The sequence below is a fragment of the Micromonospora sp. A202 genome, assembly GCF_006715105.1.
Lineage (GTDB): Bacteria > Actinomycetota > Actinomycetes > Mycobacteriales > Micromonosporaceae > Micromonospora > Micromonospora zamorensis.
On sequence record NZ_VFMP01000001.1, the window covers coordinates 6,694,815 to 6,706,832 of the forward strand.

Annotated in this window: 14 protein-coding genes and 2 tRNA genes; 9 read left to right on the forward strand and 7 right to left on the reverse strand. The window is 66.7% G+C overall.

Features of this window, described 5'->3' with window-relative positions; translation table 11 throughout:
• Positions 1-33 precede the first annotated feature (33 nt).
• The gene (locus FBZ33_RS31080; protein WP_141911965.1) at positions 34-534 is read left to right on the forward strand and encodes a MarR family winged helix-turn-helix transcriptional regulator; all 501 of its coding nucleotides are present in this window, start codon (positions 34-36) and stop codon (positions 532-534) included.
• On the opposite strand, the gene FBZ33_RS31085 is transcribed toward FBZ33_RS31080, so the two are convergent.
• Positions 519-1,073 (reverse strand): hypothetical protein, encoded by a 555-nt coding sequence (locus FBZ33_RS31085; RefSeq protein WP_088950808.1) that lies wholly within the window; start codon positions 1,071-1,073, stop codon positions 519-521. The genes FBZ33_RS31080 and FBZ33_RS31085 overlap by 16 nt on opposite strands.
• A gap of 521 nt (positions 1,074-1,594) precedes the next feature.
• Here FBZ33_RS31085 and gyrB point away from each other — a divergent pair.
• The 6 genes from gyrB to FBZ33_RS31110 all read left to right on the forward strand — a co-directional run bounded on the left by gyrB (position 1,595) and on the right by FBZ33_RS31110 (position 7,627).
• Entirely contained in the window at positions 1,595-3,541 is a 1,947-nt protein-coding gene (gyrB, locus tag FBZ33_RS31090) for a DNA topoisomerase (ATP-hydrolyzing) subunit B (protein ID WP_141911966.1), read from the forward strand.
• 130 nt (positions 3,542-3,671) lie between these two features.
• Positions 3,672-6,194, forward strand: coding sequence for a DNA gyrase subunit A (gyrA, locus tag FBZ33_RS31095; RefSeq protein WP_141911967.1), 2,523 nt, complete (start codon positions 3,672-3,674; stop codon positions 6,192-6,194).
• A gap of 4 nt (positions 6,195-6,198) precedes the next feature.
• The gene (locus FBZ33_RS31100; protein ID WP_088950811.1) at positions 6,199-7,113 is read left to right on the forward strand and encodes a DUF3566 domain-containing protein; all 915 of its coding nucleotides are present in this window, start codon (positions 6,199-6,201) and stop codon (positions 7,111-7,113) included.
• Positions 7,114-7,263: 150 nt separating this feature from the next.
• A tRNA-Ile gene (locus FBZ33_RS31105) sits at positions 7,264-7,337 on the forward strand.
• A 43-nt stretch (positions 7,338-7,380) separates the two neighbouring features.
• Entirely contained in the window at positions 7,381-7,509 is a 129-nt protein-coding gene (locus tag FBZ33_RS33145; RefSeq protein WP_007453934.1) for a DLW-39 family protein, read from the forward strand.
• A 42-nt stretch (positions 7,510-7,551) separates the two neighbouring features.
• A tRNA-Ala gene (locus tag FBZ33_RS31110) sits at positions 7,552-7,627 on the forward strand.
• A 44-nt stretch (positions 7,628-7,671) separates the two neighbouring features.
• Here FBZ33_RS31110 and FBZ33_RS31115 read toward each other — a convergent pair.
• Together FBZ33_RS31115 and FBZ33_RS31120 are read right to left on the reverse strand one after the other, a co-directional pair.
• Positions 7,672-7,950: a hypothetical protein gene (locus tag FBZ33_RS31115; protein ID WP_255509081.1), complete on the reverse strand. Its 279-nt coding sequence runs from the start codon at positions 7,948-7,950 to the stop codon at positions 7,672-7,674.
• A 208-nt stretch (positions 7,951-8,158) separates the two neighbouring features.
• Positions 8,159-8,542 carry a VOC family protein gene (locus tag FBZ33_RS31120; RefSeq protein ID WP_185755446.1) on the reverse strand — a complete coding sequence of 128 codons (384 nt, stop codon included), beginning with the start codon at positions 8,540-8,542 and terminating at the stop codon, positions 8,159-8,161.
• Positions 8,543-8,700: 158 nt separating this feature from the next.
• Here FBZ33_RS31120 and FBZ33_RS31125 point away from each other — a divergent pair, with 158 nt between their 5' ends.
• Positions 8,701-9,159, forward strand: coding sequence for a hypothetical protein (locus FBZ33_RS31125; RefSeq protein WP_141911969.1), 459 nt, complete (start codon positions 8,701-8,703; stop codon positions 9,157-9,159).
• A gap of 160 nt (positions 9,160-9,319) precedes the next feature.
• Here the strand turns inward: FBZ33_RS31125 and FBZ33_RS31130 are convergent, their stop codons facing one another.
• Positions 9,320-9,616: a DUF4259 domain-containing protein gene (locus FBZ33_RS31130; protein WP_141911970.1), complete on the reverse strand. Its 297-nt coding sequence runs from the start codon at positions 9,614-9,616 to the stop codon at positions 9,320-9,322.
• Here FBZ33_RS31130 and FBZ33_RS33875 point away from each other — a divergent pair.
• Entirely contained in the window at positions 9,586-9,897 is a 312-nt protein-coding gene (locus tag FBZ33_RS33875; RefSeq protein WP_141913048.1) for an Imm21 family immunity protein, read from the forward strand. The two genes, FBZ33_RS31130 and FBZ33_RS33875, sit on opposite strands and share 31 nt — an antisense overlap.
• Positions 9,898-10,249: 352 nt before the next feature.
• Here FBZ33_RS33875 and FBZ33_RS31140 read toward each other — a convergent pair whose 3' ends face one another.
• The 3 genes from FBZ33_RS31140 to FBZ33_RS31150 all read right to left on the reverse strand — a co-directional run bounded on the left by FBZ33_RS31140 (position 10,250) and on the right by FBZ33_RS31150 (position 11,969).
• Positions 10,250-10,615 (reverse strand): hypothetical protein, encoded by a 366-nt coding sequence (locus FBZ33_RS31140; RefSeq protein WP_141911971.1) that lies wholly within the window; start codon positions 10,613-10,615, stop codon positions 10,250-10,252.
• Positions 10,616-10,981: 366 nt separating this feature from the next.
• Entirely contained in the window at positions 10,982-11,281 is a 300-nt protein-coding gene (locus FBZ33_RS31145) for a hypothetical protein (protein WP_141911972.1), read from the reverse strand.
• Positions 11,282-11,483: 202 nt separating this feature from the next.
• Complete coding sequence (locus FBZ33_RS31150) at positions 11,484-11,969, reverse strand: ATP-binding protein (protein WP_199176999.1); 486 nt, start codon at positions 11,967-11,969, stop codon at positions 11,484-11,486.
• Between the last annotated feature and the right edge of the window lie 49 nt (positions 11,970-12,018).

Below are 12,018 nucleotides of genomic sequence, written 5' to 3' on the forward strand. Positions count from 1 at the left end.
TACGATAGCTATCGTGCATCAGGAGGGCAACCGATGAGCGAGAGACCGGAAGGCGTCGACCCGCTGGCGCTGGAGCAGCAGGTCTGTTTCGCCCTCTCGGTGGCCGCGCGCAGTGTGGTGGCGGTCTACCGCCCACTCCTGGAGCCGATGGGGTTGACCCACCCGCAATACCTGGTCATGTTGGCGCTCTGGCAGCACGCACCGCTGTCCGGCCGCGACCTCAGCCGCCTGTTGCAGCTCGATCCGGGCACGCTGTCACCCCTGCTCAAGCGGCTCGAAGCAGCCGGCTACCTGCGCCGGGAGCGCGACCCCAGCGACGAGCGCAGCCTCGCCGTCACCCTCACCGACAGCGGCGCCGCACTGCGAAGGCAGGCCGAGCTGATCCCGGCCGCGATCGTGCAGCGACTCGGGCTGCCCGTGGAGGACCTGCAACACCTGCACGCGGTGCTCACGCAGGTGATCGCGGCGGCCAACCGACCGGGCGGCGACCCGACCTCGCCGGGGGCCGGCGCGGCGGCTCAGGCGTCGGCGTAGACGGCGAAACCGCGTTCGGCGCAGCGCCGGTAGAACGCGGCCAGCACGCCCAGCTCCGCGCAGGTGAAGTTCCACTGCGGCGGGTCGCCGCGCTCGTCGCGCAGCGCGTCGAGCCGGGTCTCCAGCCACCGCAGCTGCTGCTCGGCCAGCCTGCCGTCACCGAGCAGAGAGCGCAGCACCGTGCTCACCGACTCGAAGGTGACCGCCTCGCCGTAGGGACGGTGCCCGGCCACGAATCTCTCGATGCCGCTGGCGATCCAGGAGCAGCCGTCCGGATCGATCACCGGGTCCTCGTCCTCGGCGGCGGCGTCTGTGGCGTACAACACACCTTCGAGGCCGAGGAGCAGATCCACCAGCTCGGTGTACGCGGTCGCCCGGATGGTGCCGGTCTTCGCGATCAGCTCGGCCAGGGCAGCCGTCGGCGCGGAGATTCGCGGCAGGTCGACGATCTCGCCGAAGTCGACGAACTCGGCCGGTGCGACCGGGTCGTAGAAGCGGCCGGTCCGGGGCCAGTGCACCGCGACGTTGTCCAGCCCCATCTGTCACCTCTTAAAGAGCACGTGTCGGGTCGATCGGGTCGATCGTCCCGGTTCCGGCCGGTAAAGATCAAGGCTGGTTCCGGGGCGCCGCAAACGTACGGCACGGATGCTTTGGCCGCGACCCCCGACCCGCCCGGGCGCGGGTCAACCCGTTCGGGGACGGCGCGTGCGATCGGACCCTGGCGTGTGGGGGGAGTCGCGGGCAGCGGGGTTCTGCCGGCTACGGACATCTCAGCCGCCTCTCTGAGGGTGCCGAGTGGTGGTTCTGTCCCCCGCGCACAGTAGGATTGACAGCGAGACGAAGACCCGGTGTGGGAGAGGGACGGGGCCGGTGGCCCCAGATTCATTCTCCACGTCGGGTCGAGCCGATCGCGATCCGCGGGCAACCGCGGCGACCGGCGCGTTCGACCCGCTGTCCGGAGGTCTCCGGCACCGGTCCGCGCGCCGACGTCGCGTGCTGTCCGCCGAACCCGCGCCCGACGCGCCCTACCGGCGTGGCTGACGCGAGAAAGTGGCCGAGGGTGGCAGCGCAGGACAAGCAGGAGTACGGCGCAGAGTCGATCACCGTTCTTGAGGGTCTGGAGGCGGTCCGCAAGCGGCCCGGTATGTACATCGGGTCCACCGGCGAGCGCGGTCTGCACCACCTCGTCTGGGAGGTTGTGGACAACGCTGTCGACGAGGCGCTCGCCGGATACTGCGACACCATCGACGTGGTGCTGCTCGCCGACGGCGGCGTGCGGGTCACCGACAACGGCCGTGGTTTCCCGGTCGACCTCCACCCGAAGCTCAAGAAGCCGGGTGTCGAGGTCGCGCTGACGATCCTGCACGCGGGTGGCAAGTTCGACGGTAAGGCGTACGCGGTCTCCGGCGGTCTGCACGGGGTCGGCGTGTCCGTGGTGAACGCGCTCTCCACCAAGATGTTCGTCGAGATCCACAAGTCCGGCGCCGTGTGGCGGCAGCACTACACCCACTCCAAGCCGGGCCCGCTGGAGAAGGGCGAGGCCACCGACCGCACCGGCTCGGCGGTCTCCTTCTGGCCGGACCCCGACGTCTTCGAGACCGTCGACTTCGACTTCCAGACCATCTATCGACGCCTTCAGGAGATGGCCTTCCTCAACCGCGCCCTGCGCATCCACCTGCTCGACGAGCGGGTGGCCGAGGAGGAAGACGGCCGGCAGCGCGAGGTGACCTTCTACTACGAGGGTGGCATCGCCGACTTCGTCCGACACCTCAACGCCTCGAAGAGCCCGATCCACAAGACCGTGGTCGAGTTCATCGCCGAGGAGGAGGGCATGTCGCTCGAGATCGCCATGCAGTGGAACGAGTCGTACGGCGAGTCGGTCTACACCTTCGCCAACACGATCAACACGCACGAGGGCGGCACCCACGAGGAGGGCTTCCGCTCCGCGCTGACGAGCGTGGTCAACCGGTACGGCACCGACAAGAAGCTGCTCAAGGGCGACGAGAAGCTCTCCGGCGAGGACATCCGCGAAGGGCTCGCGGCGATCATCTCGGTCAAGCTGGCCAACCCGCAGTTCGAGGGTCAGACCAAGACCAAGCTGGGCAACACCCCGGTGAAGAGCTTCGTGCAGCGGGTCTGCAACGACCGGCTGGTCGACTGGTTCGACCGCAACCCGGCCGAGGCCAAGATGATCATCACGAAGGCCTCCCAGGCGGCGCGGGCCCGGATCGCCGCGCAGCAGGCGCGCAAGCTGGCCCGGCGCAAGTCGCTGCTGGAGTCCGGCTCGATGCCGGGCAAGCTGGCCGACTGCCAGTCCACCGACCCGCGCGAGTCCGAGGTGTTCATCGTCGAGGGCGACTCGGCCGGTGGCTCCGCCAAGCAGGGCCGCGACCCGCGGACGCAGGCGATCCTGCCGATCCGCGGCAAGATCCTCAACGTGGAGAAGGCCCGGATCGACCGGGTGCTCAAGAACAACGAGGTCCAGGCGCTGATCACCGCGCTGGGCACCGGCATCCACGACGACTTCGACATGGAAAAGCTGCGGTACCACAAGGTGGTGCTGATGGCCGACGCGGACGTCGACGGCCAGCACATCCAGACGCTGCTGCTCACCCTGCTGTTCCGTTTCATGCGTCCGCTGGTGGAGATGGGCAACGTCTACCTGGCCGCCCCGCCGCTCTACAAGATCAAGTGGAACAAGAAGGGCGACGACGCCCAGTACGCGTACTCCGACCGCGAGCGGGACGGTCTGATCGCGCTGCGCCAGCAGAAGAAGCCGAACGCCAAGCCGGACGACATCCAGCGCTTCAAGGGCCTCGGCGAGATGAACTATCCCGAGCTGTGGGAAACCACGATGAACCCGGCGACGCGTACCCTGCGTCAGGTCACTCTCGACGACGCGGCGACCGCCGACGAGTTGTTCAGTGTGCTGATGGGTGAGGACGTCGAGGCGCGCCGGTCGTTCATCCAGCGCAACGCCAAGGACGTGCGGTTCCTGGACATCTGACGGATCGCGGTGGATCGGCCGGGTGCTCCCCGGTCGATCCACCGATCCACAGAGTTATCCACAGCTTGGCCGCTATCCACAGCGGTTATCCACAGCACGAAAACGACTCTGAGTCTGATAAGGGTATACAGTGACCGATTCTCCCGAGTCCACACCGAACGAGCCCGAGGTCCCCGCCGAGGCCATCGCCGCGGTGGTCGCGCACGACCGGATCGAACCGGTCGGGCTCGAGGTGGAGATGCAGCGCTCCTACCTCGACTACGCCATGAGCGTCATCGTCGGTCGCGCGCTGCCGGACGTCCGGGACGGCCTCAAGCCGGTCCACCGCAAGATCCTCTACGCGATGTTCGACTCCGGCTACCGTCCCGACCGCGGCTACGTGAAGTGCTCCCGGGTCGTCGGTGACGTGATGGGTCAGTTCCACCCGCACGGCGACTCGTCGATCTACGACGCGCTGGTCCGGATGGCGCAGCCCTGGTCGCTGCGCTACCCGCTTGTCGACGGCAACGGCAACTTCGGCTCGCCGGGTAACGATCCGGCTGCCGCCATGCGATACACCGAGTGCAAGCTCGACCCCCTCGCCATGGAGATGCTGCGGGACATCGACGAGGACACCGTCGAACTGCAGAACAACTACGACGGTCGGGCCAAGGAGCCCACCATCCTGCCGTCGCGGATCCCCAACCTGCTGCTGAACGGCTCCGAGGGCATCGCGGTCGGCATGGCCACCAAGATCCCGCCGCACAATCTGCGGGAGATCGGCGCGGCGGTGCAGTGGTGCCTGGAGCACCCGGAGGAGGACGAGGAGGCCACCCTCGAGGCCCTGCTCGGCATCGTCAAGGGTCCGGACTTCCCGACCCACGGCCTGATCGTCGGCACGACCGCAATTCAGGACGCGTACCGCACGGGTCGTGGCTCGATCCGGATGCGCGCCGTGGTGGAGGTCGAGGAGGACAAGCGGGGCCGGCCATGCCTGGTCGTCAGTGAGCTGCCCTACCAGGTCAACCCGGACAACCTCGCGGAGCGGATCGCCGAGCTGATCAAGGAGGGCAAGCTCGCCGGGATCGCCGACATCCGCGACGAGTCCTCCGGTCGTACCGGTATGCGGATCGTCCTGGTGCTCAAGCGCGACGCGGTCGCGAAGGTCGTGCTGAACAACCTCTACAAGCACACCCAGCTCCAGGAGACCTTCGGCGCCAACATGCTGGCCCTGGTCGACGGGGTGCCGCGCACGCTCAACCTGGCGCAGTTCATCCGCTACTACGTCGAGCACCAGATCGACGTGATCCGCCGGCGGACCGCGTTCCGGCTGCGGAAGGCCGAGGAGCGGGCGCACATCCTGCGCGGTCTGGGTAAGGCCTTGGACGCGTTGGACGAGGTGATCGCGCTGATCCGGCGCTCGCCGACCGTGGACGACGCCCGGCAGGGCCTGATCCGGCTGCTGGATATCGACGAGATCCAGGCGACCGCGATCCTGGACATGCAGCTGCGCCGGCTCGCCGCACTGGAGCGGCAGCGGATCGTGGACGACCTGGCCAAGCTCGAGATCGAGATCGCCGATCTCAAGGACATCCTCGCCAAACCGGAGCGCCAGCGGAGAATCATCTCGGAGGAGCTTGGCGAGATCGTCGCCAAGTGGGGCGACGAACGGCGGACGAAGATCATCCCGTTCGATGGCGAGGTCTCGATGGAGGACCTCATCGCCCGCGAGGACGTGGTCGTCACGATCACCCGCACCGGGTATGCCAAGCGCACCAAGGTCGATCTCTACCGCTCGCAGCGGCGCGGCGGTAAGGGCGTCAGCGGCGCCACGCTGCGGCAGGACGACATCGTCAGCCACTTCTTCGTCTGCTCGACCCACGACTGGATCCTGTTCCTGACGAACAAGGGACGCGTATACCGGGCCAAGGCATACGAGTTGCCGGAGGCCAGTAGGGTAGCCAAGGGCCAACACGTGGCCAACCTGCTCGCCTTCCTACCCGACGAGCAGATAGCGCAGATCATTGAGATCCCGAACTACCAGGTAGCCCCCTATCTGGTACTGGCCACGAAGAACGGCCTGGTGAAGAAGACGCGGCTCGAGGAGTTCGACTCCAACCGTTCCGGCGGCATCATCGCGATCAACCTGCGCGATGAGGACGAGCTGGTCGGTGCTGCTCTGGTTGCGCCGGAGAACGACCTGCTGCTGGTCTCCAAGAAGGCACAGGCGATCCGGTTCAACGCCTCCGACGAGGCGTTGCGGCCGATGGGCCGGGCCACCTCGGGTGTGATCGGCATGCGCTTCACGGACGACGATGTCCTGCTCGCCATGGAGGTCGTCCGGGACGGCCTGGACGTTCTGGTGGCCACGAACGGGGGATACGCGAAGCGGACCCCGATCGAGGAATACCCGGTGCAGGGCCGGGGAGGTAAGGGCGTGTTGACTGCGAAGATCACCGAGCGGCGCGGTGGTCTGGTCGGCGCGGTGGTGATCGATCCGGACGACGAGCTGTTCGCGATCACCAGCAATGGTGGTGTCATTCGGACTCCGGTGAAGCCTGTACGCCGTACGCGTGACCGGAACACAATGGGGGTCAAGCTGATGGACCTCCCGGACGGCGTGACTATCGTGGCGATTGCTCGCAATGCCGACGAGCCTGACGAACAGGACTAGTTGAATGACGGAGACACAGGCGAAGTCGGGGAACACGGGGACCTCGGCCAACCCGGTCGACGAGGAGGCCGCCAAGGGCGGCACACCAGCGACCGGCCGCGCGGCCGTGGGCCGGGCTACGGTCCCCGCCGATGCGCCTGCCCCGAAATTCACGAGGGCTCCGGGCATGACACCCCCGCCGGAGCCGGCCGGTGAGGACGCTGGGGCCGCCGACAAGACCGAGAAGACGTCCGGTGCCGAGGCACCGACGTCGGCAGCCGCCACACCTTCGGGTGCGGCGGCGCCACCCTCGGCCCGTCCGGCGACAACCCAACCGATCAACGTCCGGCCCGGCCAGGCGGCGTCTGCCGGGTCCACCGGCACCCAGCCGCGGATCACGCCGGGCATGACCCAGCCGCAGTCGGACGCGTCGCGTACGGCCGCTGCCGGCCGCCCGGCCAGCGGCGGTGGCCTGCCGCCCGGCATCGGCAACGCGTCCGCCGTCGGGGCAGCCCGCGTTGGCGATGCGGTACGCGCGGCGCGTACCTCGGTCAGCTCGGCCGCTTCCCGCGGACCGCGCCGGGCCCGGCTGAACCTGAAGCGGATCGACCCGTGGTCGGTGATGAAGTTCGCGTTCGCCGTCTCGGTGGTGCTCTTCATCGTCGTGGTGGTCGCCACCTCGGTGCTGTACCTGGCGTTGGACGCGATGGGTGTGTTCCAGAGCGTCAACGACAGCCTGAGTGACCTGGTCAACGCCGGTGGTGGAGAAAGCACCAGCGGGTTCCAGATCACCGCCAAGGGCGTGATCCTCAGCTCGGCGCTCATCGGCCTGGTCAACGTGGTGCTGTTCACCGCGCTGGCCACGCTGGGAGCGTTCGTCTACAACGTCTGCGCCGACCTGGTCGGCGGGATCGAGCTGACCCTCGCCGAGCGCGACTGAGTGACCGGGACGCCGGGGCACCGCGGAATGCGGTCGCTCCGGCGTCCCGTACTCGGGTAGGTTTTGCAGGCGACGACGGCCCGGCTCGCAGGGTCGGACCCCGATTTGGGGCCGGCAGAGTGGATGGGTTAATCTTGCTCGTCGCAACGCGGGGCTATAGCTCAGTCGGTTAGAGCGCAGAGCTGATAACTCTGAGGTCGATGGTTCGATTCCATCTAGCCCCACCGCATTGTCGTCCGACGCTAGTCGAGCGCGAGGGGTCGCCCCATGTTCAAGAAGCTGCTGATCCTGGCCGGCGTCGTCGGCGTGGCTGCCGTCGTCTTCAACAAGGTCAAGGCCGCCAACGACGAGCGTGCCCTGTGGCACGAGGCGACCACCGCACCCGACCTGCGCTGACGTCCGGCCCGGCGACGAGCGATCGACGCCACGGCCACTCACGGGGCCCTAGCTCAACTGGCAGAGCACTGCCTTTGCAAGGCAGGGGTTAGGGGTTCGAGTCCCCTGGGCTCCACCAGCACTTTCCTCAGCTGATCTCGGTGCCGAGTACAGCCAGGCCGGTCACGCCGTCCCCTCCTGGCCGAGAATCCGGTCAATGGCTGAGGCAGCCTTACGCGCCCGCGCCGGCAGAACGTGGCCGTAGGTGTCGGCCGTCATCCGGATCGTGGAATGCCCGAGCAGCTCCATGATCTGACCACACCTCCCCGCGACGAGCCGTTCCTTGGCCTGGCGCACACGCTGTGCCTCCAACGCCCGGACGGCCAGAGCCGACAGCGGCAGCGGACGGGCCGACCGGTGCGTCTTCGACCACCGCAGCCGACACGCCCGGACGCTGTACACCGAGCCCTCACCGTGAGAACGCCGACGCCGGCCCGTCATGCCGCGAACTCCTCATCCGCTGGCGAAGAACTCATCCAGCGCTGCCCCGAACCCCGGCCCTCCTCAGAGATGCCGCCGCGAATCACCTCGGCGGGCACCACAAGGGGCTACCAGCCTCCCTGGACGGGGAGATTCGCTGAGCCCACGACGCAGACGTGGTCGCAACGAACTACAGCTCCTCGAACAGCTCCCACTGAATGTTGTCCGGATCGCGGAAGACGACCATCGCCGGGCCCTTCGAGTCCGTCTTCACCCCACTGTTCGGGACCTGATTTGCGGTGAGCACCTCGGCGACGCGTGCGACTTCACCCACGGGCACGCCGATGGCAATGTGGTCCAGGCCTATGCGCGCCTCGGTGAAGCGGTCGCCCGAAGGCGTGCCGGGCAAGGCTGGGTGAAGCACCAGGCTGGTTGAGGTGCCTCCCAGCCTGAACCGCAGCTTCTCGGCCGGGAAATCCTGATCGACCCGCAACCCGAGGATTCCCTCGTAGAAGCGGCGAGACTGTCCCAAGTCGCTGACGCGCAGCGTGATGTGATGGAACTGATACGTCATCGAGCGGACGTTAGGCTGAGGCTCGCTGACGGTCAACGGCATTTGGGCTCAGTCCGCAACGAGTCCGCAAGCGGTCAACCGCCAGCGGAGAGCGGTGTGTGTCAACGCCGACTGAAATTTTCACGCGGCGTCGATAATAGGGCACGGGACGAGGGGCGATGAACTATCGGGAGCTGTTCGACAAGCTCCACCGGCGGCCGGGCATGTTCGGGCTAGACGGCTCGTTTGGGCAGTTCACAGCGTTCCTGCAGGGCTACTGGATGGCTGACGCTCCACTGTTAGACGGGTGGCGCGAGTGGCTGGTCATCCAGTTCGACGCCGGTAACAACCTGATGTGGCAGGCACTCGCCAGACGGCTCGCTACTCCCGAGGAGTGTTCACCGCTCCTGCCGCTCGATCACGTTCAGAACCGTGCCGCAAGCGACGCCCTGTTCAGACTGCTGGATCGCTTCCTGACGGAGCGCGAAAGCAGCGGAGGAGCTTCGGCGATCAAGGCCGCTCACCAGGCGTGGATGGAGCGCCAGAGCTGGTACCGGCCCGAAGGGCTGCCCACCTCCACCGTGAGTCCGGGCGGAGCGTTCCACGATGTGCGCACTCACGGCGGAGATGGGCTTTGAGGCAGAGGAGCGGTAAGTGCCAGACGTGCGGCAGGCCGCAGCCATTGTTAACGCGTGGGACCAGGTGATCACAACGTCGCTCGACGAAGAGGACCCCAGCATCGATTGAGTCGATGACTTGGAATGACGGGTAGACCACCGCCCCAGGAACGCGCGGTCCCTAAAGCATCGCGATCTGGCCTGGCAGTTCGGGCGGACCGGACAGCACTGCGCGGAGCTTGTTGATCTGCGGGAACTCACTCGCTCCCGCCTCGCCCCATAGGCTCCGCCACTCCGAGTCGTCGCCGAGGACCCGGTCAAGTGCTTCAACCGCCAGCTGTGGCAGGTCGTCGTCCAAGTCAAGGGACTCACCAGCAAGCAGGAAGTCCGGCGCGTACGGCGAGGTTATCGGGTCTCCGCCGGGCATCTGAGACGCCACGATGGCCGCTGCGGCGATGGCCGAGGTATCGGCCGTCATCCGGATCTTGGAGTGCCAACGTCGCGAGGTCCATCCTCGACGACCATGCCGCCGAGTGGGCGCAATGTGGCATCTGGGAGACGGACGGACCGACGGTGCTTATAGATTCCGTCACCCCCGGAACCGAGCTGAACGTTCCGTACCCCGGTGAAGAGAAGATGCCCGAGCAAGCCCCGGTTCCGACGCCGGCTGGCCGGTGGGCCGTCCGCGCCGTTCACACCTGGGCGAATGAGGAAACCGCAGTAGGCCTGGTTCAACTCCTGCCCCTACCGCAGAGCTGATCCACCACGACGCGCGCCTTGCCGCGGACGGTGAAGGCCTTCGCGACGCGTCTTGAGGATCATGTCAGCATCAGGTGGAACGCGAGTCAAGCATGTCCAGTGACGGGACACTCAGCGAGCCGATTTCACCGCCGAATTGACCTCTTAAGGATCAAGGCGGCCCGCAAGCGGGCCGCGCCGGCCCGGCCCCGGCTTGCTGGGACCTCCGGCCGGCATCGGCCGGGACGGCCGGCCACGCTGACGGTCTCAAGTCCTTTGAAGACCTCGGGGGCTCCGCCCCGAACCCCGACCCTCCTCGGAGATCCGCCTTCGGCGCATTGCAGGTTGGTCAGAGTTAGCTCTGTGTGCGTTGTTACGGGCTGACCTGTTGCATGTCGTACCCGCATGTAGCGGCCGTTATGGAATAGCCAACGCTGACTGCGGCCAGAATGAGGCCGACGGCGAGGCCAACGCCTGCCCCGCCCTTGGCGGACATCCCGGGTCGCCAAACGAGCGCGGCCGTCATCAGAGCGGCCACGGGCAGCGAGAAGGCGAGGGAGAGCCACACAGCATCACGGAAAACCCATACCGACCAAGCCAGATCTTCGGTGATCTTCTCGCAGGGCACTGCATGTGAGGGCATCGGCGCCGCCGCCAAGGGCGCAGTGGCCAGACCCGCCACCGCGTATCCCAACAGTGTCCAGCCCAAAGCAGCACGAATCCTCAGCCAGTCGATCACAACCGCGTACTGTGCCAGAGACTGTCGACGCCGCGTGAAAACTGACCCCGTGGTTCCGGTTGAATCTTGACCCCTTCGGAAGCATCGGGAGGTGCTGAGCGTGGAGGACTGGGCAGAGATCCGTCGGTTGCACCGGGCGGAGGGGATGGCGATCAAGGCCATTGTTGGCGTGCCATAGGGGATGGCGAGCAGTCCGCACATGGTCCGCAGGATGCCGGCGGACAGCGGGGGCGTGGTGAGAGATGCCGAGAGGCATCTACGCTGCTAGAAGGCCATCTGGGCAGCTCGCCGGGCCGCCCACCTTGATCTCATAATCCCTCGGTCGCAGCTCGCCCGGTCGCCCATCTTGATCTCGTAATGCGCCGGTCATACAACCTGTAGATCGAGCCCGCTCTCGGGCCGTAGGAACGTCGCCGTGAACGTCATCGAACGTTCCGCTGTGGCCGCTTCCAAAGCAATCGTCTCCGTGTCGGCGAGGTGCACCTCGACCGGCGCGCTGCTCTGCCAATCCAGATGAGCCCGTACCACATGCTGGCCTGGCGCTACGTCGACGCTCTGGACGGCTCCACGCTTCAGGCGTGCCACGACGTGCCCATCAATCTCGATCTTGATGCGGCGTAGAAGGCCACTAGCGTCCAGGGCGCGACGAACGGTGATCCTCGGCATGAGGATTCCACCCCTTCCCTGCGGCGCGGTGATACATCGAGATACCTCAGCACCGTGCATGCGAAACCAAAGAAGGCGAGGCTCCACCAGCACATCCGAGATTGATCTCGATCCCGAGTGCAGCGAGTGGTTGCTCCTTCCTCTCCTGGCCCTGCACGCTCGATCCCAGAGGCAGTCCGACGACGGTGACCCGCTCGATCGGCTAGGTCGCGGCGACGATCTCTTCTCCCTCGCCACGTGGCTCCTCCGAGACGGCTGCGATCCAATCCAGCGTTTCAGGCGTGATGATGCCGGACGCGGCATCGTCATTTCGGATGGCGAGGCGCCGCCTCAGTTCGGCCTGATCGACGCGGAAGTGCAGCAGACGCCAGCCAGCACCGAGCGATTCGACAAGCTGCTTGTAGTCGTCGCGCTCGCGGCGTTGCCCGAGGCCGTGATCGAGAACGACCGAGCGGCCGCTCCGGATCAGTTCGATGAGCTGCCGCCGCACATCTTCGACGACAGGACCCAGCAGGGAGACGTGGCGTTCGGCTGGGTAGTCCTTCCCAAGTCGACCGTGTCGTGCCTGCAGAACGTCATCGACCGACAGCCGAACCACCCCGGTGAGTTCCAGCGCCCGGGCGTAGGTCGATTTCCCTGAGCCTGGTAGCCCCACGAGGAGAAACACCACCGGTCTTGACTGGTCCACGTGGGCACCCTATCGATGCGTTGACAGGCCACAAGCCGAGGTCACCAGA

What these genes read in the sequence shown, in the direction of transcription:
- FBZ33_RS31145 (WP_141911972.1), bottom strand. Translation starts at nt 11,281, where the DNA reads ATGCCGAGGATCACCGTTCGTCGCGCCCTGGACGCTAGTGGCCTTCTA.
- FBZ33_RS33145 (WP_007453934.1), top strand. Translation starts at nt 7,381, where the DNA reads ATGTTCAAGAAGCTGCTGATCCTGGCCGGCGTCGTCGGCGTGGCTGCC.
- FBZ33_RS31080 (WP_141911965.1), top strand. Translation starts at nt 34, where the DNA reads ATGAGCGAGAGACCGGAAGGCGTCGACCCGCTGGCGCTGGAGCAGCAG.
- FBZ33_RS31120 (WP_185755446.1), bottom strand. Translation starts at nt 8,542, where the DNA reads ATGACGTATCAGTTCCATCACATCACGCTGCGCGTCAGCGACTTGGGA.
- FBZ33_RS31125 (WP_141911969.1), top strand. Translation starts at nt 8,701, where the DNA reads ATGAACTATCGGGAGCTGTTCGACAAGCTCCACCGGCGGCCGGGCATG.
- FBZ33_RS31100 (WP_088950811.1), top strand. Translation starts at nt 6,199, where the DNA reads ATGACGGAGACACAGGCGAAGTCGGGGAACACGGGGACCTCGGCCAAC.
- FBZ33_RS31130 (WP_141911970.1), bottom strand. Translation starts at nt 9,616, where the DNA reads ATGACGGCCGATACCTCGGCCATCGCCGCAGCGGCCATCGTGGCGTCT.
- FBZ33_RS31085 (WP_088950808.1), bottom strand. Translation starts at nt 1,073, where the DNA reads ATGGGGCTGGACAACGTCGCGGTGCACTGGCCCCGGACCGGCCGCTTC.